The organism is Nonomuraea guangzhouensis, assembly GCF_019396345.1.
Lineage (GTDB): Bacteria > Actinomycetota > Actinomycetes > Streptosporangiales > Streptosporangiaceae > Nonomuraea > Nonomuraea guangzhouensis.
In genome coordinates this window covers 48,886-69,830 of record NZ_JAHKRM010000020.1, presented here as the reverse complement: position 1 = coordinate 69,830, position 20,945 = coordinate 48,886, and the positions used below count along the sequence as shown (strand labels likewise).

At 69.6% G+C, this 20,945-nt stretch carries 24 protein-coding genes; 12 read left to right on the top strand and 12 right to left on the bottom strand.

The window, feature by feature from the left end; genetic code table 11:
* Window positions 1–57 precede the first annotated feature (57 nt).
* Together KME78_RS36400 and KME78_RS36395 are read right to left on the bottom strand one after the other, a co-directional pair.
* On the bottom strand, window positions 58–1,197 hold the full coding sequence (locus tag KME78_RS36400) for an SRPBCC family protein (RefSeq protein ID WP_219533987.1): 1,140 nt from the start codon (window positions 1,195–1,197) through the stop codon (window positions 58–60).
* Window positions 1,198–1,202: 5 nt separating this feature from the next.
* Window positions 1,203–1,670, bottom strand: a complete 468-nt coding sequence (locus KME78_RS36395; protein ID WP_219533986.1) for a hypothetical protein — start codon at window positions 1,668–1,670, stop codon at window positions 1,203–1,205.
* 203 nt (window positions 1,671–1,873) lie between these two features.
* On the opposite strand from KME78_RS36395, the gene KME78_RS36390 reads away from it, so the two are divergent.
* On the top strand, window positions 1,874–2,614 hold the full coding sequence (locus KME78_RS36390; protein WP_219533985.1) for an ABC transporter ATP-binding protein: 741 nt from the start codon (window positions 1,874–1,876) through the stop codon (window positions 2,612–2,614).
* 5 nt (window positions 2,615–2,619) lie between these two features.
* Window positions 2,620–4,380, top strand: coding sequence for an ABC transporter permease (locus tag KME78_RS36385; RefSeq protein WP_219533984.1), 1,761 nt, complete (start codon window positions 2,620–2,622; stop codon window positions 4,378–4,380).
* A gap of 9 nt (window positions 4,381–4,389) precedes the next feature.
* Here the strand turns inward: KME78_RS36385 and KME78_RS36380 are convergent, their stop codons facing one another.
* Window positions 4,390–5,229, bottom strand: coding sequence for an NAD(P)H-binding protein (locus tag KME78_RS36380; RefSeq protein WP_308127268.1), 840 nt, complete (start codon window positions 5,227–5,229; stop codon window positions 4,390–4,392).
* 146 nt (window positions 5,230–5,375) lie between these two features.
* Between KME78_RS36380 and KME78_RS36375 the strand changes: the two genes are divergently transcribed.
* Genes KME78_RS36375 through KME78_RS36365 form a run of 3 tightly spaced genes read left to right on the top strand, consistent with a single transcriptional unit; the run spans window position 5,376 to window position 7,436 of the window.
* Window positions 5,376–6,185, top strand: a complete 810-nt coding sequence (locus KME78_RS36375) for an NAD(P)H-binding protein (protein WP_219533983.1) — start codon at window positions 5,376–5,378, stop codon at window positions 6,183–6,185.
* Entirely contained in the window at window positions 6,182–6,565 is a 384-nt protein-coding gene (locus KME78_RS36370) for a pyridoxamine 5'-phosphate oxidase family protein (protein ID WP_219533982.1), read from the top strand. Before KME78_RS36375 ends, KME78_RS36370 begins: the two co-directional genes overlap by 4 nt.
* Before the next feature lie 10 nt (window positions 6,566–6,575).
* A complete protein-coding gene (locus tag KME78_RS36365; RefSeq protein WP_219533981.1) occupies window positions 6,576–7,436 on the top strand; it encodes a haloalkane dehalogenase in 861 nt (286 codons plus the stop codon).
* A 2-nt stretch (window positions 7,437–7,438) separates the two neighbouring features.
* Here KME78_RS36365 and KME78_RS36360 read toward each other — a convergent pair whose 3' ends face one another.
* Window positions 7,439–7,666, bottom strand: coding sequence for a hypothetical protein (locus KME78_RS36360; protein WP_219533980.1), 228 nt, complete (start codon window positions 7,664–7,666; stop codon window positions 7,439–7,441).
* A 171-nt stretch (window positions 7,667–7,837) separates the two neighbouring features.
* On the opposite strand from KME78_RS36360, the gene KME78_RS36355 reads away from it, so the two are divergent.
* Window positions 7,838–8,368 carry a PadR family transcriptional regulator gene (locus tag KME78_RS36355; RefSeq protein WP_219533979.1) on the top strand — a complete coding sequence of 177 codons (531 nt, stop codon included), beginning with the start codon at window positions 7,838–7,840 and terminating at the stop codon, window positions 8,366–8,368.
* Between the two features lie 89 nt (window positions 8,369–8,457).
* Entirely contained in the window at window positions 8,458–8,889 is a 432-nt protein-coding gene (locus tag KME78_RS36350; protein ID WP_219533978.1) for a nitroreductase family deazaflavin-dependent oxidoreductase, read from the top strand.
* Window positions 8,890–8,895: 6 nt separating this feature from the next.
* Here KME78_RS36350 and KME78_RS36345 read toward each other — a convergent pair whose 3' ends face one another.
* On the bottom strand, window positions 8,896–10,044 hold the full coding sequence (locus tag KME78_RS36345; RefSeq protein ID WP_219533977.1) for a hypothetical protein: 1,149 nt from the start codon (window positions 10,042–10,044) through the stop codon (window positions 8,896–8,898).
* A gap of 65 nt (window positions 10,045–10,109) precedes the next feature.
* On the bottom strand, window positions 10,110–11,030 hold the full coding sequence (locus KME78_RS36340) for an RNA polymerase sigma-70 factor (protein ID WP_219533976.1): 921 nt from the start codon (window positions 11,028–11,030) through the stop codon (window positions 10,110–10,112).
* 83 nt (window positions 11,031–11,113) lie between these two features.
* On the opposite strand from KME78_RS36340, the gene KME78_RS36335 reads away from it, so the two are divergent.
* Window positions 11,114–11,857 (top strand): SDR family NAD(P)-dependent oxidoreductase, encoded by a 744-nt coding sequence (locus tag KME78_RS36335; RefSeq protein WP_246652694.1) that lies wholly within the window; start codon window positions 11,114–11,116, stop codon window positions 11,855–11,857.
* Window positions 11,858–11,888: 31 nt separating this feature from the next.
* On the opposite strand, the gene KME78_RS36330 is transcribed toward KME78_RS36335, so the two are convergent.
* Window positions 11,889–12,875, bottom strand: a complete 987-nt coding sequence (locus KME78_RS36330; protein ID WP_219533975.1) for an NAD-dependent epimerase/dehydratase family protein — start codon at window positions 12,873–12,875, stop codon at window positions 11,889–11,891.
* A 136-nt stretch (window positions 12,876–13,011) separates the two neighbouring features.
* Between KME78_RS36330 and KME78_RS36325 the strand changes: the two genes are divergently transcribed.
* Window positions 13,012–14,442: a serine/threonine-protein kinase gene (locus KME78_RS36325; protein WP_219533974.1), complete on the top strand. Its 1,431-nt coding sequence runs from the start codon at window positions 13,012–13,014 to the stop codon at window positions 14,440–14,442.
* A gap of 6 nt (window positions 14,443–14,448) precedes the next feature.
* On the opposite strand, the gene KME78_RS36320 is transcribed toward KME78_RS36325, so the two are convergent.
* Both KME78_RS36320 and KME78_RS36315 read right to left on the bottom strand, forming a co-directional pair.
* Entirely contained in the window at window positions 14,449–14,934 is a 486-nt protein-coding gene (locus KME78_RS36320) for a MarR family winged helix-turn-helix transcriptional regulator (RefSeq protein WP_219533973.1), read from the bottom strand.
* A 57-nt stretch (window positions 14,935–14,991) separates the two neighbouring features.
* The gene (locus KME78_RS36315; RefSeq protein ID WP_219533972.1) at window positions 14,992–15,822 is read right to left on the bottom strand and encodes a helix-turn-helix domain-containing protein; all 831 of its coding nucleotides are present in this window, start codon (window positions 15,820–15,822) and stop codon (window positions 14,992–14,994) included.
* Window positions 15,823–15,985: 163 nt separating this feature from the next.
* Between KME78_RS36315 and KME78_RS36310 the strand changes: the two genes are divergently transcribed.
* Window positions 15,986–16,732 (top strand): NADPH-dependent F420 reductase, encoded by a 747-nt coding sequence (locus KME78_RS36310; RefSeq protein ID WP_219533971.1) that lies wholly within the window; start codon window positions 15,986–15,988, stop codon window positions 16,730–16,732.
* A 6-nt stretch (window positions 16,733–16,738) separates the two neighbouring features.
* Here the strand turns inward: KME78_RS36310 and KME78_RS36305 are convergent, their stop codons facing one another.
* Together KME78_RS36305 and KME78_RS36300 are read right to left on the bottom strand one after the other, a co-directional pair.
* Window positions 16,739–17,605, bottom strand: coding sequence for a hypothetical protein (locus KME78_RS36305; protein WP_219533970.1), 867 nt, complete (start codon window positions 17,603–17,605; stop codon window positions 16,739–16,741).
* On the bottom strand, window positions 17,602–17,946 hold the full coding sequence (locus tag KME78_RS36300) for a PadR family transcriptional regulator (protein WP_219533969.1): 345 nt from the start codon (window positions 17,944–17,946) through the stop codon (window positions 17,602–17,604). Before KME78_RS36300 ends, KME78_RS36305 begins: the two co-directional genes overlap by 4 nt.
* A gap of 129 nt (window positions 17,947–18,075) precedes the next feature.
* On the opposite strand from KME78_RS36300, the gene KME78_RS36295 reads away from it, so the two are divergent.
* Together KME78_RS36295 and KME78_RS36290 are read left to right on the top strand one after the other, a co-directional pair.
* Window positions 18,076–18,666, top strand: coding sequence for an RNA polymerase sigma factor (locus KME78_RS36295; protein ID WP_219533968.1), 591 nt, complete (start codon window positions 18,076–18,078; stop codon window positions 18,664–18,666).
* Window positions 18,663–19,754 (top strand): CU044_5270 family protein, encoded by a 1,092-nt coding sequence (locus KME78_RS36290; RefSeq protein WP_219533967.1) that lies wholly within the window; start codon window positions 18,663–18,665, stop codon window positions 19,752–19,754. The genes KME78_RS36295 and KME78_RS36290 overlap by 4 nt, the downstream gene beginning before the upstream one ends.
* 5 nt (window positions 19,755–19,759) lie before the next feature.
* Here the strand turns inward: KME78_RS36290 and KME78_RS36285 are convergent, their stop codons facing one another.
* A complete protein-coding gene (locus KME78_RS36285; protein ID WP_219533966.1) occupies window positions 19,760–20,890 on the bottom strand; it encodes an NAD(P)/FAD-dependent oxidoreductase in 1,131 nt (376 codons plus the stop codon).
* Window positions 20,891–20,945 lie beyond the last annotated feature (55 nt).

Genomic DNA, 20,945 nt, shown 5'->3' with positions numbered 1-20,945 from the left:
TGACGCGGGTTGGACGGTCATTGCTTTTCCCCTCGGTTTTCGTTGCGCGGCCGCGCGTCATGCGCTCCGGCCACCGGCCCTGCGGCGAACCGGGCGTTCCTTGGCGGGAGGCGCCTGTGGTGCTCTTCTCGGACGCCTCCGGGAGGACGCGGCACGCGGCTTCACTTCGGGCTCTTCCTCTTCCTCCGGCTCTTCCTCTTCCTCTTCTTCCTCCTCCTCTGGTTCCTCTTCTTCTTCCAACTCGTCCTCTTCTTCCTCTGGCGCCTCTTCCTCCTCTTCCGGCTCCTCCTCTTCCAGCTCCTCCGCTTCCGCGCGCTCGCCCTCTTCCGGTTCCTCTTCCTTTGCGGCCCGTTCCTCCTCGAGAACCGTCTCGTGGTCCTTGACGACCTCGCCGTCGTGGATCACGCCACGCCACCCGGCGTCCTCGATCTCCTCGGGATGCAGCATGGTCTGCGTCATGACATGCCGCCTGAAGTGCTTGAACTCCAGCCGTACCCGCCGGCCCTGCGCGCGCCAGAGATTGCCGACGTGCTCCACCACTCCCTTCGGGTGATACTCGAGGACGAGCAGGACCCGGGTCAGGCTGGGTGTGAGGGCGTGGAAGCTGACGGCGCCGTCGACGTAGCCCTTGGACCCCTTGGATCGCCAGATGATCCGTTCGTCGGGCACCTGCTCGACGATCTGCGACTCCCAGTTCCGATGGGACCAGAAGATCTGTGCCTTCCAGTCGACCTTCTCCTCGGACTCGCTCCCTACGTGCTCCACCTTCTTCATGAAGGTGGGAAACTCCTGGAACTGCGTCCATTGGTTGTAGACGACCCGCACAGGAGCGCCGATGTCAAGCGCTTCGCTGATGTTGACGAACCGCAGCTTCTTGTTCCCCTTGGTCAGGCCGCCCATCAGGCCCGAGAAGGCGCCCTTGACAGCGCCCAGGCCGGCGGAGCCCAGGATCGACCCTTTGCCGGACGAGTCATCCGACTTCTTCGATCCGGTGATCGCGCTGATCAGCCCGCCTCCACCGTCGCCCGCCGCATAATCGGTGAGCCGGCCGGTCATCCCTTCGACTTTGTCGGCCAGGGATTGCAGGCCTCGCTCGGCCAAGGCTTGTCCGAGGTTCTTGAGCTCCTGGGTGAGCTCGTTCGTCGGCAGTGCCTCCGTGACCTTCTTGAGGGGCTGAGTCTTCGGTGCTTGAGCCATCGAGCTCACCCCCGTACCTTGCGGACGGGGCGCGTGGCACGTACGGGCTCGGCCTTCGGCCTTCTTCTTCGCGGTGCCGGCTTCGGGGGCTCTTCCTCTTCAGGCTCCTCTTCCTCGTACTCGTCCTCCTCGTAGTCCTCTTCTTCGTCCGTGTCCTTGGGCGTGGCCGGCAGGCGCAACCCCTCCGCCCGCTCGTGCAGTCTCGTGGTCAGCGATTCGATCTGCCTGCTCGTCATGGCCACCGCCGCGGCCTTGCCGACTTCCATCAGCTCGCCGCGCAGGCGGCCGGTGATCTTCTCCAGCTCAGGCGACGTACCGAGCGCCTTGATTCCCTGCTGTAGCAGGCCTCCCTGACCCCGCAGCCGACTGGCCAGTCCAGCGGCCGCCAGCGTGGTCGCCCAACGTAGCTTGTGGCGTCGGCCGAGGTAGTACCCCGCGGCGATGGCCAGCCCTATCTGGATTTTGTCTTTCATGACCAGCGCTCCTTGCGCTCGAACAACCGGTCTCCACCTGCCCGGAAAACGACAAACAAACACACGATCGGAAAAAACCGACAGATTCGATGTATAGGTCGGTCCGAAATTGGGCGACCAGGTGTTCGCCTGGAGAGATGTGGCGTTTGACACCTCTTGTGGCTAACCGCTATCTATTGGCTAACCGTTAGGGGGGAGGGTGCATGACCGAGTCGAGTGCTGTGGTGGAGGTCCGCGGCCTGACAAAGGAGCATGGTCAGGGGCAGAGCCGGGTCCGCGCGGTTGACGAGGTCGACCTGGACGTGCCCGACGGGGAGATGCTGGCGGTGATGGGGCCCAGCGGCTGCGGGAAGTCCACCCTGCTGCACCTGCTGGGTGGCCTGGAGCGACCCAACGGCGGGGAGATCTGGCTGGCCGGTCGGCGCATCGACACCCTGAGCGAGCGGGCTCTGGCTCAACTGCGGCGCCGGTCGGTGGGATTCGTCTTCCAGGCCTTCCATCTGATGGAGGAGCTGTCGGCGGCGGAGAACGTGGAGCTTCCCGCGCTGCTGGCCGGGAGTTCGCCGCGCGAGGCCAGGCGGCGCGGGCGGCTCCTGCTGGAACGGGTCGGGCTCGCCGGCCGCGCCCGGCATCTGCCTTCGGAGCTGTCCGGCGGGCAGCGTCAGCGGGTCGCCATCGCCCGTGCCCTGATCAACCAGCCGCTGCTCATGCTGGCCGACGAGCCGACCGGCAACCTCGACAGCGCGGCAACCCGCGACATGCTGAGCATCTTCGACGAACTGCGTTCCGCAGGGCAGACCCTCATGATCGTCACGCACGACGAGCGGGTCGCGGCCATCGCGGATCGGCTGATCTCGATGCGCGACGGGATGTTCGTCGATGACACCCGGATGGCCGGCGGCTCCACTGGATGGCTCGGCGGCATGATCGGGCTGGAGGGCTGACCGCCATGGGCCGCGCCGTACTCGTCGCCCGCCTCGTCATCGCCGACATCCGCCGGCACGGGGTCCAGGCCGCGATGCTCCTGCTCTCGATAACCGCCGCCACCGCGGCTCTGGCTCTGGGGCTGTCGCTGAGCGCGGTGACCGAGACGATGTACCTCCAGACCCGGCAGGCCACGGGCGGCCCGGACCTGGTGGCGGTGTCCGCGGGCGCCGACCTCTCGGCTCTGGCGTCGTTGACGGACAACCCTGCGGTCTCCGCCCACAACGGGCCGTACCGCATCGTGTACGCGACCCTCACCGCAGGCGACACCAAGGCGCATGCGGTGGTGCACAGCGCCGGCGCGAAACCTGGACCGCTGAACCGCCCGTTGGTGACCTCGGGCGGTTGGGTACGCGGCGGAGCCGTGGTGGTCGAACGCGGTTTCGCCGCCGCTCTCGGCGTCCATGTCGGCGACCGCGTCACCATCGCCGGCCGGACGTTTCCCATCGCCGGGATCGCCGTCACCGCGGCCGTCCCCGTCTATCCGTGGGCGCAGTTGACCGGCCCGGGCGGCGGAACGAACGATTACAGCGGTCTGGTCTGGCTGGCCGAACGGGACGCCCGGGCACTGGCATCACGAGACCTCCCGGTGACCACCGCCCTGGACCTGAAGCTCCGCGACCCCGAGGCGACCGGGACCTTCGTGGACTCCTACCGGGACCCGGCTTTCCCGGTGAACTTCTTCACCTGGCAGTTCATGATCGAGCAGGATTCGCACATGCTCAGGACCAGCCAGCCGATCCTGGTCGTCGGCAGTTGGCTGCTCGGCTTCCTGGCCGTCACCGGTGTGGCCGCGCTGGCGGCCGGACGTGCCGCCAAACAGACGCGGCGGGTCGGACTGCTCAAAGCCGTCGGCGCCACGCCGGGACTGGTCGCCGTCGTCCTGCTCGCCGAATATCTGACCCTGGCGCTCCTGGCCGACGCCTTGGGACTCGTGGTCGCCCGCCTGGCCGCACCCGCCGTCTCCAACCCCACCGCCAGCCTGATCTCCGCCGCCTCCGGGCCGACCCGTGGCACGATCATCGCGACGACCGTCTTCGCCCTGCTGGTGGCGGCGCTGTCCACGCTCGGTCCCACCGTACGGGCCCTGCACACCGCGACCGTCCCCGCGCTGGCCGACAGCGCCCATCGTCCGCGCCGCCGGGCCCTGTCGACTCCGCTGTCCGCGTGGCTGCCCACCCCGCTCATGCTCGGGCTGCGCCTGATCGCCCGCCGGCCGGGCCGCGCCGTGCTGCACGCGTGCGGCACGGCCACCACCGTCACCATGCTCACATCGGGGCTGACCCTCTATGTCCAGCCCTCCAAGGGGTACGGCGCCCTGGACAACCTGCGAGACGATCAAGCACGCGAGCTGCTGCTGACGGTCACCACCGTCCTGGTCGCGCTCGCCGCCGTGAACATCATCACGCTCACCTGGACCCTGGCGGTGGAAGCCAGGGTGAACATGGCGATCACCCGTGCGCTCGGCGCCACTCCCGGGCAGGTCTCAGCCGGGCTGGCCGTCGCCCAGTTGCTGCCCGCCCTGCCCGGCGCAATCGCCGGAGCGCCCATGGGCATCGTCCTGTACTGGGCCTTGAGCGTCGGAGAACTGGTCCTGCCGTCCATGGGGTGGGTCATCGCGGCCGTACTCGCGACCCTCCTGGCGACGGTGGCCCTCGCCTCCGTACCCGCCCGTTTCGCGGCTCGCCGTCCCGTGGCACAGACCCTCAGCGCCGACGCGGCCTGACCGGCCCGCTCAGCGGAAGTCGTCGGCGTGGTCGGTGGCCCATTCGCGGAACGTACGCGCCGGCGTCCCGGTGATCTCCTCCACCGTGGCGGTGATCAATCCGGAGTGAGGTCGCGTTTCGGCGCTGGCCAGCAGGGCTTCCACCAGGGCGGGAGGCCTGCCGTCCGCGAGCAGTTGCTTGCGCGCGGCTTCCAGGGGCACCTCCTCGAAGCGCAACGGGCGGCCTATCGCCTCCCCGATCGCGTGTACCTGCTGGGCCCTGCTCACCACCTGCGGACCGGTCAGCACGTACGTCGCACGCTCATGCCCCTCGTCGATCAGCACGCGTACCGCCACCGTCGCGATGTCCCGCGGGTCGATCACCGCGGTGGCGGCGATGTCGGGGCCCCGGACGACACCCGCGCCGCGGATCTGCTCGGCCCAGCCGCGCGTGTTGGAGGCGATCGTGTTCGACCGCAGGATGGTCCACCGCAGGCCGGGCCGCTCGATCAGGTGCTCCATGTCGGCGTGGAGCTGGTTGATCGGGTCGGTCTGCCGTTCGGCATCGTCCTGCACGCCCGACGATGAGAGGTAGACGACGCGGCGGGCACGGCCGGCGATCGCGTCGAGGACGGCCGGGGCGCCTTCGGTGGTGAGGAAGGGCCAGATCAGGAACACCGTCTCGATCCCAGCCAGTGCGCGTTCCAGTGTGCCCGGCCTGGCCAGGTCTCCTTCGGCTGCCTCGGCCCCTTCTGGGAGCCGGGATCGGTCTCTTACCAGTGCCCGCACAGGGGTGCCGGTGGACACAAGCTGGACGACAACCTGTCGGCCGACATTGCCGGTCGCGCCGGTCACAAGGATCCCGTTCACGACCAGGCCAGCCCGATCATGTGCGGAAATATTCCGACCTCATCTGAGTCAGTCATCCAACTAACTGTCGACAAGCCTCGCGTGGACCCGCTATGGTTCTTCTCAGTCAGCCAACTAACTGACTAACTTTCCAAGGAGCAATCATCATGATCGTTGTCACGGGCGCCACGGGTAACGTCGGGCGCGAGCTCGTCAACACGCTCGCCGCCGCAGGGGAACAGGTCACGGCAGTGTCCCGCCGGCCGGCCGAGTTCCCCGAGGGAGTACGGCACAGCCAGGCCGACCTGAACGACCCCGCGAGCCTCCGCCCCTCACTGGACGGCGCCGACGCGCTCTTCCTGCTCGTGGCCGGGGACGACCCGCACGGGATCCTGAAGGAGGCCGCGAACGTCAAGCGGATCGTGCTGCTGTCCTCGCAGGGCGCGGGCACCCGTCCCGAGGTCTACCGGCACCCGGCCCTGTTCGAGCAGGTCGTACGCGAGTCGGGGCCGGACTTCACGATCCTGCGGCCGGGCGGCTTCGCCTCCAACGCCTACGCCTGGGCCGAGTCTGTCCGCACCCGGCGTACCGCCGCCGCGCCCTTCGGGGACGTCGGACTGCCGATCATCGACCCGGCCGACATCGCCGAGGTCGCGGCCGCGGTCCTGCGCGAGTCCGGGCACTCCGGGCGTACCTATGAACTGACCGGGCCCGCGCTCGTCACCCCGCGCGAGCGGGCGGCGGCGATCGGCCGGGCACTCGGCGAGCCCGTACGGTTCGTGGAGCAGACCCGCGACGAGGCACGCGCGCAGATGCTCCAGGTGATGCCCGAGCCCGTCGTCGAGGGCACGCTGGCCATCCTCGGCGCGCCGACCGCGGGTGAGCGGACCGTCAGCCCCGATGTCGAGCGCATCCTCGGGCGTGTGCCGCGCACCTTCGACGAGTGGGCCGCGCGCAACCTCCCCGCCTTCCGGTGAACCCGATCCTTGAGCGCTTCCTCGCCGAACCTCAGGTGGCCACCCTGACCACCTTGCGCCCCGACGGCTCGCCGCATGTGGTCGCGGTCCGTTTCACCTGGGACGGCGAGACGGGGCTGGCCCGGGTGCTGACCATCGGCACCACCAGAAAGGCCAGAAACCTCATCGCCGGGCCGGGCGGGCGCGTGGCGCTCTGCCAGGCGGTGGGGTTCCGGTGGGTGACGCTCGAGGGCGTCGCCACGGTGCACGACGAAACCAAGCGGGTGGCCGAGGGCGTACGTCGTTACGTCGCGCGTTATGGGACGCCGCCCCCGAATCCGCCCGGTCGCGTGGTCATCGAGATCGCGGTCGACCGCATCACCCAGCTCAATCTTCACTAAGGACCAGAACATGCCTGTTCAGCGCATTCTTGACTCGACCATGCACTACCGGGAGTCCGGCGCCGGGGCGCCGATCGTCTTCCTGCACGGCAACCCGACCTCGTCCCACCTGTGGCGTGACGTCATGCCGGCCGTGGGATCCGGACGGCTCCTGGCCCCCGACCTCATCGGCATGGGCGACTCGGGCAAACCGGATATCGCCTACACCTTCGCCGACCAGGCCCGTTACCTGGACGCCTGGTTCGACGCGCTGGACCTCCACGACGTGGTGCTGGTGGGACATGACTGGGGTGGCGCCCTGGCCTTCGACTGGGCCACGCGCCATCCGGATCGGGTGCGCGGCATCGCGTTCACCGAGACCATCGTCAAGCCGATGACCTGGGAGGAGTTCCCGGAGGGCGGCCGTGAGCTGTTCCGGGCGATCAAGACCGAGGGGGTCGGCGAGGGCATGATCCTCGATGACAACGCCTTCATCGAGCAGGGCCTGCCGGGCACCACGGCCACCCCGATCTCCCAGGGGGACCTCGACGTCTACCGCAAGCCGTATCCCACGCGCGAAAGCAGGCTGCCGCTCCTGCAGTGGCCGCGCGCCATGCCGCTGGGCGGCGAGCCCGCCGACGTCGTGGCCAGGATCGAGGCGTACGACCGGTGGCTGGCGGCCAGCGAGGACGTGCCCAAGCTGCTGCTCACGTTCGCGCCCGGTCCGGGGGCGATGATGCACGAAGAGATGGTCGCGTGGTGCGCGGCCAACATGGCCGGCCTGGAGATCGAACGCTCCGAGGCCGTCGCCGGGCACCACACGCCGGAGGACCACCCTGTCGCGATCGCCACGGCCATCTCGGCCTGGGCGGACAGACACCGCCTTCGTTGACGTCAGTCAGGCAGGAGTGCGGCGGCCAGCAGGTAGAACGCGAGAAGCGAGGCGACGGTCAGGGCAAGCATCGGCCGGGCGATACGGGTCCCGACCTCCCACGCCTGCACCAGCAGGCCGAGACACCCGGTGTACTCTGCGCAATACGGGGAGTCAGGGAAGAGCGCGATCACCAGCGCGGTCGATGCGATGAGACCGACAGTGAGGATGATCCCCACCGCCCAGGCCAAGACCGTCTGCCTACCAGGTCTCTCCAACTCCGGTTGTAATTCGATCATCTGCGAATGGTGGCACGCAGGAGGCCATCGGGCCAGCGCAGGCCTTCCGCGTGGGGAGCCCCTCTAGCCTAGGTCGGGCGGGCGGTCACGCAGTGGGGGCCGGTTCGGCGAATGAGGGAGACGATGTCGGCGACGCGACTGCTGGTCCTGGGCGTGGTACGACGGCTCAGCCAGGCACACGGCTATCTCGTCGGCGCCGAACTGGAGTCGTGGGAGGCCGGGCAATGGGCGGGGCTCAGGTCGGGATCGATCTACCACGCCCTCCGCCAACTGGCCAAGGACGGGCTGCTGGACGCCACCGAGGTGCACGAATGGCCGGGCCGTGTCGACTACGCCATCAACGACAAGGGTGAGGCGGAGTTCCTGCGGCTGCTCAGGACCGCTTTGAGGGTGCCCGACCGGCGTCCGGAGATGTTCGACGCGGCCCTCGCGCTGCTGCCGGCACTGCCGAAAGAGGAAGCGGTCGCGCTGCTCAAGGAGCGGTTGCGGGCCATGGAAGACGAGCGGGCGCGGATCGAGGCCGTGATGAGCGAGAGTCCGCGACCGGGGCACCTGACGGAGCTGTTCGACCTGCGCGCGAAGCAGGTCGCGGGCGACGCGGCATGGACCAGGGGCCTGATCGGACGGCTCGAACGGGGTGCGGAGCCGGCCTGACCGGTTTGACGGTGGGAGGGAGAGTGGGCCATAGTTCGATACCCAAATTTGGTTAACCAAATTTGGTTACCTCTTCGCGAAGGAGCACGATGAGCCAGGAGCCGATCGACAGCCCGACCAAGTGGGTCGCCGGCCACGTCAAGAAATACGTCGAGTCCGGCGGCGCCCGTGGCCACCTCTTTCATGGCGCGCCGACCCTGCTGATCACCACGACCGGCCGCCGTTCGGGACTCCCCCGCCGTACCGCGCTCATCTACGGCCGCGACGACGAGCGCTATCTCGTGGTCGCCTCCAACGGCGGCGCCGCCGACCATCCGCTCTGGTTCCACAACCTGCTCGCGGAGCCGCGGGTCCGGGTGCAGGTCGGCGCCGAGGTGTTCGACGCGGTGGCCCGCCCGGCGACCGCCGACGAGCGACCCCGCCTGTGGGAGACCATGACCGGGGTATGGCCGCAGTACGCGGGCTATCAGCGCAAGGCGCCGAGGGAGATCCCGGTCGTGGTCATCGAGTCCAGGGCGTGACGACCTTCACCAAGCGGCGCGTGGCGGATCGCCCTCACCCGGGCGCTCCTTCACCGTGATGGGCATCGAGGTGGTCGAGCCGTCGTTGAGATCTACTCGAAAGGCTCGCCATTGGTGGACGTACATCAGGTATCGGCCGGTTCCGTCGAGGCTGAAATGGAGGCTCAGCGACGCGTCGGAGGGCAGCGTCAATCGCGCGAGGACCTGCGGTTCCCGCCCGCCGTCGACCGGCACTCGCTCGATGGTGTGCGCGGCCGAGTAGATCAACGCGCTGCCATCGGGTGTGTACGCCACGGACTCCAGCAACGCCAGCGGGCCGCCCTCTTTCCGCTTGAGGAAGCCGGTGGCGGCCATCAGGTCGGATCCCGGCCTGGCGAGGTCGAGGATGCCGATGATCCTCATACCGCCCACCCAGGCGAGCCGTCGGCCATCCGGCGCCCAGGCCAGGCCGCCCACCATGGACTGCCGAGTGCTCCAGTCGCGGCGCTGCCCGGTGGCGAGATCGAGGATGGAGATCTTGGAGCCACCGCCGATGAGCGAAGTGGCATAGGCCAGCCTGGTGGCGTCCGCGCTCAGGGCGGCAGCGTCGATCGCGACCGCGTCCTCGATCTCAAGCTTCGGAACGGGCACCGGATCGCCCGGTTGCCCATCGTCGGCAAGGCGGACCCGAAAGAACCGGAAGGGCTCGTCGTCCTGCCCGGTCCAGCCGGCCAGCACGAACGTCCGGTTGTCCGGTGCCGCGGCCAGGACGTGCCAGGAGGAACGCACTCCCGGCGGAAGCGGGATGGCCGCCACGAACGCTCCGGTTGTGGCGTCGTGCACGGCGGGCCGTACCGGAGTCATGATCGCCGTCTTGGACCTGTCCGGGAAGTGCGCGAGCGGGGTTCTCGCGGTGACGAAGAAGCGCGGTGGGCCAGTCGCGGTCAGGGGCGCGGCGGTCGCCATGGGGGCGGCCAGGGAGGTCACCATCGGACGGGGCGAAGGAACGCCCACGGTGACCGGTGGCGGCGCGATCGGACCTGAAGGCAGGGAAGGGGAGGGTGCGGGTATCGTCTCGCCCTTGAGCGAGACCCGGTCTGCGGCCGGATTTCCGCAGGCGCCGACCAGGGCGAGCACAAGTAGGGCCGCCATGGCGACGCGCGGGCGTAAGTGCATGAAGTGATCTTCCTACCAATGGTGGACGCACGCCACCAGTGCCCACCATCGCCGATGGTCGCGGGTCATGTCGGTCGCCGGCGAGCCTGGTTCTTCTCGTGGATGACCGCGTGGGCGTCCGCGACGGGGCCCAGGTGCCCGAGCTTGTCGGGGTTGATCACCGAGCGGATGGTCTGGATGCGTCCGTCGAGGATGTCGAGCGTCCAGGCGTTGACGACCCTGCCGTCGCGGTCACGGAGGATCGCGCCCGGCTGGCCGTTCACCTCGTGTGCCTCCATCACGGCGCCGATCTGGGTGAGCGGAGGCACGTTGGCGGCCAGTACGCGGGCGACCCTCTCGACGCCGTAGACGGGACTCGTACCGCCGACCTTGCCGCCGCCGTCACTGACCAGCTGAGCGTCGGTGGCGAGGAGCTCGCGCAGCCCGTCGACATCCCCCTTCTTGAGCGCGTCCAAGAACCGCCCCGCGAGTTCCTCGCGCTTGCTTCGGTCGGTCTCGAACCGGGGCCGGTCATCCCGCATGTGGCGGCGGGCCCGTGACGCGAGCTGGCGGCATGCCGCCTCCGAACGGCCCACCGCCGACGCGACCTCGGGAAAGCCGAAGTCGAACACCTCCCGGAGCACGAAGACGGCGCGTTCGAGCGGGCTGAGTCGCTCCAGCAGCAGCAGTGCCGCCATCGACAGCGACTCGGTCAGCTCCGCGGCGCGTTCCGGGTCCTGGTAGGGGTCGGCGAGCAGCGGTTCGGGGAACCATGGGCCGATGTACTCCTCCCGGCGGACCCGGGCGGAGCGCAGCACGTCGATCGAGATCCTGGTGACCGTCGTCGAGAGGAACGGCTTGGCGGATCGCGGCTGCGTCGAGGCCGTCGCGTAGCGCAGCCAGGTCTCCTGGACGGCGTCCTCGGCCTCGGTCACGCTGCCCAGGATCCGGTAGGAGATCGAGAACAGCAGCGGTCGAAGTGCCTCGAATTCCGTCTCTCGCGTCATCCCCACCTGTCCTTGAAGCCCTGGCGGCAAGAGGGTAGCGCAGCCGGTGTCACAACCGAACGAGGCACCTCGTCTTAGAGGGCATGACAAACGCGGAACAGACCTCGGTGCTGATCACCGGAGGCAACAAGGGACTCGGCTTCGAGGCGGCCCGGCGGCTCGGGGAGCAGGGTTGGACGATCTTTCTCGGCTCGCGCGACGAAGGTCGAGGCCGGGCGGCCGCCGACAAACTGGCTGACGGTGGCGCGAACGTGATCATGGTCCCGCTGGACGTGACCTCGGACGAGTCGGTGAGCGAGGCCGTACGGCTCGTTCGGAAGCACACCGACCGGCTGGACGTGCTGATCAACAACGCCGGCGCGCCGGGGACGATTGTCGCGCCGGCCGAGGCGACGGTCGCCGACGTTCATTCCGTCTACGACACCAACGTGTACGGACCGATCAGGGTCACGCACGCGTTCCTCCCCTTGCTGCAGGCGGCGGACCATCCGCGGGTGGTGATGGTGTCCAGCGGTGGTGGTTCCTTCGCGGTCGTGACCGACCCGGAGCAGCCCGTCTCGAAAATGCACGAGCTCGCCTACAGCTCGTCGAAGGCGGCGCTGAACATGATCACCGTCCGGTACGCCCAGGCGCTCCCGAAGATCAAATTCAACGTCGCCACGCCCGGAGAGGTCGCCAACCGCAAGTTCGCCGCCACCGACATGAACCATCACACCGGCCAGCTGACCGTCACCGAGGGCACCGACTCGATCGTCGAACTCGCGACGCTCGACGCCGACGGCCCGACCGGGATCTTCATCGATCGCCTGGGCCCGGTCGCGTGGTGAGCGGCTGAGCACGGGCAGGAGACCAAGGCCGTCAGTCGATGGCGTCGAGCAACTCGCGCTCGCGCTCGGCGCTGAGGCCGGCCCGTCTTGGCCGGTCCAGACCCTGCTCTCGTTCCCAGAGCAGGGTGTCGGCCAGCAGCTCCGCCCGCGGCCGATGACGGAGCCCCGCCGCGCGCGCAGCGGCCCCGCTCCGGGCCGACCACCCTTCCCAACCCGGCTCGACCAACCACATCGGCAGCGACTCGGCACCCATGTACTCGGCCACACCGTTCGCGAGCAGCCAGGCCGAGTCTGCGGTGACCATCGAACCGGTGTGCCCGCCGACGGTCCGGGACAGCTCGATCCACTCCCCGAACGACACGACCGGGCCGACGGCGTCGTACGTGCCGATGGTCCCCGCCGCCGCGGCGTCGAGCAGCCAGGCGGCGAGATCCCGAACGTCGACCGCCTGCGTCGGCCTGGCCGGCGCGTCGGGAACCAGCATCGGCCCGTGCTGATCGCGTGCGGCACGGGCCACCCAGTAGCCGGAGCGTCCGCTGTGATCGCCCGGGCCGCCGATGAGACCCGCGCGTGCGATGAGGAGACGGTCGCCCACGACGGCCGCCGACGCCTGCTCGCAGGCGACCTTCGCCTCGCCGTACGCCTCCCGGTCGACCTCGCTCCGGTCGGTCGGAGCAAGGAGGGCCGTGGACTCATCCGCGTCCAGCACGGCATGGGAGGCGTAGGCGCTGACGGAGGAGACATAAGCCCAGTGCCTGGCCCTGCCGCCCAGTGCGTCAAGCGCCTCCCGGACGAAGCCCGGCTGCCACGACACCTCTATGACCGCGTCCCATTCGCGGTCGAGCAGCGGTCCGTACGCCGAAGGGTCGCGCCGGTCGGCGGCCACCAGCGTCGCTCCGTCCGCGACCTCCCCGCTTTCGCCGCGAGCCAGGCACGTCACCCGATGGCCACGCTCGATCGCCTGCCGCGACAACTCCCGGCCCAGCCAAGCCGTTCCACCCAGAATCAATATCTCCATCCCGACACCCAAGCACCACGAACCCCGATCACCCAGGCGGGTTCACCGACAGCGGACCCGGTTCACTGACAGCGGACCGGAGCACTCGTCAATAAGATCGTTGCTGTTTGTGATGATCTGGCGATCGGGAGCCTCGATGACCGACCCCGGCGGCTTCGGCCCCCTGACGATGGACGAGCGCGAGGCGATCGGTCCCTACCGGATCGTGGGCCGGATGGGCGCCGGGGGCATGGGGGTGGTCTACGCGGGGATCGCGGCCGACGGCGCCCGGGTCGCGGTCAAGGTCATCCATCCGGGGTTGGCCGCTGATCCGCACTTCCACGACCGCTTCGTCCGCGAGGTCGATCTCCTGTCCCGGGTACGCGGGCGCTGCACGGTCTCGGTACTGGCCGCCGACACCTCCGCGATGCCTCCCTGGTTGGCCACCGAGTTCGTCCCCGGCCCGACGCTCAGCACGTACGTGCGGGACAACGCCCCGCTGGGGCAGGACGAGCTGCTCTCGTTCGGCGTGGACATCGCCGAGGCGCTCACCGACATCCACCGGGCCGGCATCGTCCACCGCGACCTCAAGCCCGGGAACGTGATCTTCTCCGCCTCCGGCGCGAAGGTCCTGGACTTCGGCATCGCCCGAGCCCTCGACGAGAGCGGTCTCACCGGCACCGGCGCGCTGATCGGGACGCCCGGCTGGATCAGTCCCGAGCAGTACCGGGGCGACCAGGCGGACGCCGCCGCCGACGTCTTCGCCTGGGGCGCGCTGATGGTGTACGCCTCGACGGGCCGCCCGCCGTTCGGCACCGGAGCCCCCGACGTCCTCGCCTACCGCGTCATGAGCGTCGACCCCGACCTGTCCGGGGTGCCCGCGAAGATCCGCGACCTCGTACGGAGCACGCTCGCCAAGGATCGGGCGGCCCGGCCCACCACGAACGAGTTACTCGCCCACGTCACCGCGCTCAGGGCGGGCGGGACCATCCGGATGCCGCCGCCCGACAAGCGCCTGATGGCGCCGCTGTGGTCGGCCGCGGCCGTCATAGCGGCGGTCGTCACCGTCGGCGCGATCTTCGCGGCGAACTCGGCCGGAACGCCAGAGGCACTCCGGACCCCGAGCGACTCTCCCTCGTCCACGCAGACGGAAACCCAGACCTCGGACACGAGCGAGGACCCGGACGAGACGACGACGGCGAGCGATCCCCCCGAGGAAACCCCCACCCCAAGGGAGACCCCCAAGGAGACGCCCACCAAAAAGAAGAAGGCGAGCCCGCGCCCCTCTTCCACCGGCCTGCCATGCGCGTCCGATGCCTCGATCCTCCGGCAGGCCGCGACGCTGAACCAGGGCGGCCTGCCGGAGGACGCGATGGTCACGCGCAAACGGTGCGTGGGCTTCTGGGTCGCGGCCAAGCTCAACTCCCCGAGTGTCGGCGGCGTCGATCTGATCGCGAAGCGGAACGCGAGCCGATTCGTCAACGCCGAGATCGGCAGCAACTTCTGCTCACTGGAGAACGGCTCGGCCCTCCTCGCGAACGCGCCGGCCAGTATCAGGACCTTCCTCTGCCCCAACGGCTTCAGCTAGGCAGGATCATCGTCCTCGCCGCTGGATCAGGCGGTCACACTCCTCAGTGGCGTCTTCGTAGCTGCTCTGCAGGAACGTGTGGATCGTCGCCAGCTGATCATCGGAGAAGGTGGCCATCAATCGGCGGCTGCGGGCATCGAGCCCTTCGTAGAACGAGGCGATGCGTTCGAGCCCCGGAGCCGAAGCCTCGACGAGCACGCGGCGGCGGTCCCGTGGGTCAGGTTGACGCCGGACATATCCTGCCTTCTCCAGGCGGTCGATCATGTGCGTGACCGCGCCAGTGGTCCGCCCGAGCTGCGAACTGAGCGCGCCGGCCGTGGTGGTTCCCGCGCGGTTGAGTGCGTGCAGGCAGAGCAGGTCGGTCTGGGCGATGCCGAGCTGCTGGGCGATCAGGTCCTTCAGACGTCCGAGTGCGCCGGCGAGGTCCGTCATGGAGGCGACGATCCGGTCCGCGAGGTCGTCCGCGTGGTCGTCATGCGGTTTGACGGGCATGCGAGGCTCCATTTAACTTCGCGGATCAGATACTTAGCGATGCAGCTAGCGTAGCGGTTACGGGCTCCCGAGCTTCCGCAGCGCCTGTTCAGAGGCCGAGCCCGGCTCGGCGGCGAACAGGTCCAGCCCGCAGCACGCCGGCTCGTCGGGCAGCGCGATGAGCTCGCCGTGCAGGGTCAGCTCGCCCACGACCGGGTGGTGCAGCACGTACACCCGCGACCGGACCCGCGCGACCGGGTGCTCCGCCCATATCCGGGCGAAGTCCGCACTCAGCTCGCGCAGTTGGTCGATGTGCGCCGCGAGTCCGGAGTCCCCGCGATAGCGCCCGAGCAGTACGCGTAGATGCGCCACGTGCTCGCGTGCCGCCCGCTCCCAGCCGGTACGGAGCAGCTCACGCAGACCGGGCTCGGTGAACAGCAGGTGCGAGAACGTACGGCGGTCCGCCGGCAGCCGGGGGAAGTCACCGAACACCGCCACGGCGAGCTGGTTCCAGCCGACGATCTGGGTGTGCCGTCCGACCACCAGCGCCGGCGTCATCACGAACGACTCCAGCAGGTGGCGCAGGCCCGCGGGCACATCCGACGAGGTCGCGGCCCCCGCGCACGCCTGGGGACGTCGTGCGATCCGGTGCAGGTAGGCCAGTTCATCCGGGTCCAGGCGCAGCGCCACGCCGATGGCGTCCAAGACCTCGTCGGAGACGCTGTCGCCGTTGCCCTGTTCCAGCCGCGTGTAGTGGGCGATGCTCACGCCCGCCAGCCGGGCCAGCTCCTCACGCCTCAGGCCCGCGACCCGGCGCGTTCCGCCGTAGTCACGCAGCCCGACGTCCTCCGGGCGCAGGCGGGCACGGCGTGACTTGAGGAACCCGCTCAGCTCGACCCTGTCGTCCACGCGCCAACCCTAGGTGATCACGCCGTGAGTACGCAGAACAGGGGCCTGTCCGAGCGACCGCGACGGCTCCACGCTGTCAGGCGAGCCATCCACGCGCGACCGGCGCGACCTCGCCACCGCCGGCTCATGACGCGCCACCCACCCGAACGAACGGAGACCAGCCATGCCCCGAACACTCGGACTCATCGGCAGCGGAATGATCGGTTCTTCCGTTGCCCGCCTGGCCGTCGCGGCCGGCCTCGAAGTCGTCCTCAGCAATTCGCGCGGCCCTGAGACACTCGCTGATCTCGTCGCCGACCTGGGCGAGCAGGCCCGAGCGGCCACACCGGCGGAAGCAGCCCGCGCCGGAGACCTGGTGGTGGCGGCCATCCCGCTGAACGCCTGCGAACACCTCCCCGCCGAAGCGCTGGCCGGCAAGACGGTGCTGGACACGGCGAACTACTACCCCGAACGGGACGGCCACCTGGCCGAACTCGACGCGGGCGAACTGACCTCCAGCGCTCTGCTGCAACGCCACCTCGCGGCCTCCCAGGTGGTCAAGGCGTTCAACAACATCACCCCGCACCAGCTGTTCTCCCTCGCCCGGCCCACGGGCGGGCCGGACCGCAGCGCCCTGCCCATCGCCGGCGACGACCCGGAGGCCAAGGCGGCGGCCACCCGGCTGCTGGACGTCCTCGGCTATGACGCGGTGGACATCGGCCCGCTCGCCGACAGCTGGCGCAGCGAGCCGAACACCCCGGTATACGTCCAGCCTTATCTCGGCGAAATGCCCGCCATGAGGGTTGAGGCCTTCTTCGAGTGGACTCTTCGGACACCCGGCATCGTCGTTCCGGCGGCGCAGGTCGGCAAGCTCATCGAGACCGCGGTCCGCCGCCCGGCCGGCGAGGCCAGGATCCCGAACGACGACTGACCTTGGTCACGCTTGCCGACCGGCACGGGCATCCCACCGGCCGCGACCTCCCAGCCAGAGCGCCGCGATGACGGACAGAAGGAGGGCCGCGAGGACGATGTGGTAAGCCAGCTCCTGCGTACCCGTCCGTGTATAGACGACGGCGGTGACCTGGATCGGCAGCACGTACATCGCGGCGGCCGTGATCCAGCGCGGGCTGCGGGCGACGGCTGTGGCCCACACCGCCATGAGCAGGAGACCGGCCTCCAGTCCCGCCCGCACGAACGACCACAGCTCGCCGTACGGCACGTCGAGCGCGACGAATACGGCGGCGGCCGGAATCGCGGGCCAGAACCACGAGCGCCGCCGGAGTCCGCGTGGCCGTCGGACGGCGAGAAGGGCCGCACCGGCCGCCAGAAGCCCATACGGGATCAAGGACACCCAGTTCCCGTAGGACGGGCCGAGCAGGTCCGAGTCCCACGCGGTCACGTCCCCGCCGAACATCATGACGCGGCCCGTCGACACCGCGACGACCACGGCGAGCGGCAGCGAAACCCGTGCCCAGCCGCGCATCAGGGTCAGCATCAGCACGGTGGAGACGGCGATCCACGCCGGGCCGGCGCGGTCCATGAGGGCGTAGGTCAGGTTCGCCACGGCGATGACCGTGACGCCGAGGTGCACGCCATCGGCCCACCACGGCACGCGATCCATGGCCGCCAACCTCGCGCGCTCGGCCACGCCCTCCCGGATCAGGACGACCGTCTCCCTGATGGAGGGAAGCCGGCCGGCCTCCATGAGCGCCCCCATGATGTCGGCGCCGTACTCCGCGCGGTAGCCCTTGGGGTAGGTCAGCAGGACGAGCTCATACCAGCGCTCCGCGAGCGAGCGGCTCATGCCTGCACCGTCCTGGCCCAGTGCGCCGCGCGGTGGGTGACGACTCTGGCCGCCCGTTCCATCCGCGCCGCCTCCTCGGACAGGGCCTGGTGGCCCTCCTCGGTGAGGCGGTAGTAGCGGCGGGGTCGCCCCTGTACGGTCTCCTCCCGGTCCACGGCGACGAGCTGGTTGCCCGACATGCGATTGAGCGCGCCATAGAGGGTGCCGACGGCGAGCCGCACCCTCCCGTCGGACAGCTCATTGGTGCGTTTGATGATCCCGTAGCCATGCAGGGGGCCATCGAGCAGCGCGGCCAGCACGAAGTAGGCCGGCTCGCTCATCACGGGCGAGTCTTTAACCATACGCGGCACGATATATCGAGCGGCGAGCTATTGTCACACGCTTCCGTGAGGCAGGCTTCAATGAAGACGAATCAGGCTTACGCCGAACTAGTCATGTCCGGAAACGTAAGCCGCAAAGGACCTGCCTGCATGCCAGCTCCCCCACAAGATTCGGCACCGCCGATCGAGGTGACCGACGCCTGCCTGATAGAGCAGTCCTGGCGCCACCCCGAACGGTTCGGCGCCCTCTTCGACCGCTACTTCGACACCATCCACCGCTACGTCCACCTGCGCCTGGACGAGTCGGCCGCCGACGACGTCGCAGCGGAGACATTCCTGCGCGCCTTCCGCGCCCGCAAGCGGTACGACACCGCGCGTCCCAGCGCCCGCGCGTGGCTCTACGGCATCGCCGCCAACCTGGTCGCCGACCACACCCGCGCCCAGGCCCGCTGGTACCGGGCCCTCACCAGGAGCGTGCCGCCCACGCAGGTCGCCAGCCATGACGAGCGCGTCGTGCAACGGGTCTCGGCGGCCGTCATGCAGCCCCGCCTGGCCGCCGGCCTGGCGCTGCTGTCGCCGGGCGACCGCGACGTACTGCTGCTGATCGCCTGCGCGCAACTGAGCTACGAGGAGGTCTCCGAGGCCCTCGGCATCCCCGCCGGAACGGTCGGTTCCCGGCTCAACCGCGCCCGCACCAAGCTCCGCGAGAGCATCGGCCCCTATGAGGAGACGCTGCAGTGAACGAATTCGAAACGCTCAAGACGTACCACGACAGCCTCCCCGCCCCCACTTCCCAGGCGACCGCACGTGCCCGGACCCTGCTGGCCGCGGCGGTCGAGGCGGAGACATCCCCGCCCAGGACATCGCGGCGGTCCCGGAACGCCTTCAGGGGAGGCCTCGTGGTCGCCCTCGCCGCCGCGATGACCGCCGGTGTGATCACTCTGCGACAGGACGACGCCACGTACCCGCTCGGCACCCCGCCCGCGAGCGCCGCCGAACTGCTTCGGAACGCGGCCGCGGCGTCGGCCCGGACCGACGAACCGCGCCAGGGCCAGTTCACGTACGTCCGGCGCATCGATTACCTCTACTACTTCGGCGTCGGACGCGGCGGAAGCGAGTGGGTGAGCAGCCAGGAGGTCCGCCGCGAGGTGTGGATCCCCGCGGCCGATCCGGACAAGGCGCTGGCGCGCTCCACGTTCGCCAAGCTCGTCCCGGTCAGCGGGGACAGCGGAGAAATGAGCCTGCCGGCTGAGGGAACGGTGGAATACCAGCGTGCCGGGCAATGCCCTTCGTCGGCCGCACTACGTGTGCCCGCGCAGGACCTCGGCGCCCTCCCCACCGACCCCGATGGGCTCCTGAGAAAGGTCCGCGCGGACGCGGAGGCGGCCGTCCGAAGGAAAGGGCCGGGCGCTGGGGCCGCCCCGCCGAGCGACGACGAGATCAAGCGCATGATCGAGCGGACCGTCGTCACGCGGCTCTTCCTGCTGGCGGACACCCCGCTGATCGATGCCGACACGCGAGCCACGGTGTTCAACGCCCTGTCCAGGATGCCGACCGCGACCGTGGTGCCCGACCTCAGCGACCCGACCGGGCGGCGGGGCGTAGGCGCCTCGATCCGGTTTCAGGGGCCCGACGGCTGGGAGCACGAGGAGCTGATCTTCGAGCCGAAGACGTACGCGTTCCTCGGCTGGCGGAGCTGGATAGAGGACGAGCAGGCGGACGGGACCATGAAGAAGACCATGAGCAACGCCACGGCGGTGCTGGAGACCAAGGTCGTGGACTCCATGCCGGAGGTCCCGCAGGACGCGAAGAGGCCCACATCCTGCTGAGGCGTTCACTGGTCGATCACCGGGTCCGCGAGCCGCGCGCCGACGTCGGGAAACGAGCCGTCACCGAAGAGGACGCGCGCCACCAGAGCACGACCGGCCCGACCACGTAGCACGGCCACCGCCGCCTCCGCCGCGGCTGGGGATCGGATGCCGGCGAACACGCGGCGCAGCAACAGCCGTCCTCGGAACCGGCTCCGCAACGCCGTCCCGTCGTACTGGCTCAACATGCGTTGGTCGCCAGTACGCAGGTAGCCGGCGGCAAGCCTCGCGGCCAGGTCGGACATGCGTAAGCAGGGGTCCAACCCGCCGGCCGTCAGCGGCGACACCGCGCCCGCCGCGTCGCCGACGAGCAGCCCGGCGGGGCACGCCAACCGTCGCAGCACACCGCCGACCGGGATCGGACCACCTCGACGCTCGACCGGCCCGGTCGGCACCGCGCGACCGGGCGCGTCGGCGGCGAAGGCGTCCAGCAGATGGCGGATGCCGGTGCGCATCGCGCCCGGATATCCCGCGACGCCGACATGCGCGTGCCGGCCGTCGTCGACGACCCACCCCAGGTACCCCGGAGCGATCCGGGGGTCCAGCACGCAGTGGAACACCGGGGTGGCCGTGTGCGACGCGACCGGATGGACGATCTCGGCACCGACCAGGAAGCGCCGGTTGACGTCGAGGCCGAGGTCGCGGGCCACGTGGGAGCGGGCGCCATCCGCGCCGACGATGAACCGGGCCGTCACCGGGTCCGCACCCACGAACCGCACCAAACCCATCGACGCGCCGACATACCGCACGCCCAGGAGGACCCGTGCCCCGGCCGACTCGGCCGTGCGGTGCGCGTGCTCGTAGACGGCCGCCATGTCCGCGACGCGATACTCGTCCCGGTCACTGGTGAGCCGGATCGGCGCCCGCCGCGATGGCGGATACAGCAGCACGTCCCGAATGCCGGGCCCGAGCAGCTGGTCCGGCAGCTCGAAGTCGTCGAGCGTACGCCGCACGAAGATGCCCGTCGTCCGGATGCCCGCCGACAGCGACCTGCGGCGGTCGACGACCAGCACCTTCAGTCCCCGTTCTGCGAGCAGGCGGGCTGTGCGCAGGCCGGCCAGGCCAGCACCCACGACCAGTACATCCACGGTCCGCATACTCTCCGACGGTAGGAGCGGCACCCCATCCATGCGACCGTCTGCACGGTACCCG

What these genes read in the sequence shown, in the direction of transcription:
- KME78_RS36400 (WP_219533987.1), bottom strand. Translation starts at nt 1,197, where the DNA reads ATGGCTCAAGCACCGAAGACTCAGCCCCTCAAGAAGGTCACGGAGGCA.
- KME78_RS36395 (WP_219533986.1), bottom strand. Translation starts at nt 1,670, where the DNA reads ATGAAAGACAAAATCCAGATAGGGCTGGCCATCGCCGCGGGGTACTAC.
- KME78_RS36390 (WP_219533985.1), top strand. Translation starts at nt 1,874, where the DNA reads ATGACCGAGTCGAGTGCTGTGGTGGAGGTCCGCGGCCTGACAAAGGAG.
- KME78_RS36385 (WP_219533984.1), top strand. Translation starts at nt 2,620, where the DNA reads ATGGGCCGCGCCGTACTCGTCGCCCGCCTCGTCATCGCCGACATCCGC.
- KME78_RS36375 (WP_219533983.1), top strand. Translation starts at nt 5,376, where the DNA reads ATGATCGTTGTCACGGGCGCCACGGGTAACGTCGGGCGCGAGCTCGTC.
- KME78_RS36365 (WP_219533981.1), top strand. Translation starts at nt 6,576, where the DNA reads ATGCCTGTTCAGCGCATTCTTGACTCGACCATGCACTACCGGGAGTCC.
- KME78_RS36355 (WP_219533979.1), top strand. Translation starts at nt 7,838, where the DNA reads ATGTCGGCGACGCGACTGCTGGTCCTGGGCGTGGTACGACGGCTCAGC.
- KME78_RS36350 (WP_219533978.1), top strand. Translation starts at nt 8,458, where the DNA reads ATGAGCCAGGAGCCGATCGACAGCCCGACCAAGTGGGTCGCCGGCCAC.
- KME78_RS36345 (WP_219533977.1), bottom strand. Translation starts at nt 10,044, where the DNA reads ATGCACTTACGCCCGCGCGTCGCCATGGCGGCCCTACTTGTGCTCGCC.
- KME78_RS36340 (WP_219533976.1), bottom strand. Translation starts at nt 11,030, where the DNA reads ATGACGCGAGAGACGGAATTCGAGGCACTTCGACCGCTGCTGTTCTCG.
- KME78_RS36335 (WP_246652694.1), top strand. Translation starts at nt 11,114, where the DNA reads ATGACAAACGCGGAACAGACCTCGGTGCTGATCACCGGAGGCAACAAG.
- KME78_RS36330 (WP_219533975.1), bottom strand. Translation starts at nt 12,875, where the DNA reads ATGGAGATATTGATTCTGGGTGGAACGGCTTGGCTGGGCCGGGAGTTG.
- KME78_RS36325 (WP_219533974.1), top strand. Translation starts at nt 13,012, where the DNA reads ATGACCGACCCCGGCGGCTTCGGCCCCCTGACGATGGACGAGCGCGAG.
- KME78_RS36320 (WP_219533973.1), bottom strand. Translation starts at nt 14,934, where the DNA reads ATGCCCGTCAAACCGCATGACGACCACGCGGACGACCTCGCGGACCGG.
- KME78_RS36310 (WP_219533971.1), top strand. Translation starts at nt 15,986, where the DNA reads ATGCCCCGAACACTCGGACTCATCGGCAGCGGAATGATCGGTTCTTCC.
- KME78_RS36305 (WP_219533970.1), bottom strand. Translation starts at nt 17,605, where the DNA reads ATGAGCCGCTCGCTCGCGGAGCGCTGGTATGAGCTCGTCCTGCTGACC.
- KME78_RS36300 (WP_219533969.1), bottom strand. Translation starts at nt 17,946, where the DNA reads ATGGTTAAAGACTCGCCCGTGATGAGCGAGCCGGCCTACTTCGTGCTG.
- KME78_RS36295 (WP_219533968.1), top strand. Translation starts at nt 18,076, where the DNA reads ATGCCAGCTCCCCCACAAGATTCGGCACCGCCGATCGAGGTGACCGAC.
- KME78_RS36285 (WP_219533966.1), bottom strand. Translation starts at nt 20,890, where the DNA reads ATGCGGACCGTGGATGTACTGGTCGTGGGTGCTGGCCTGGCCGGCCTG.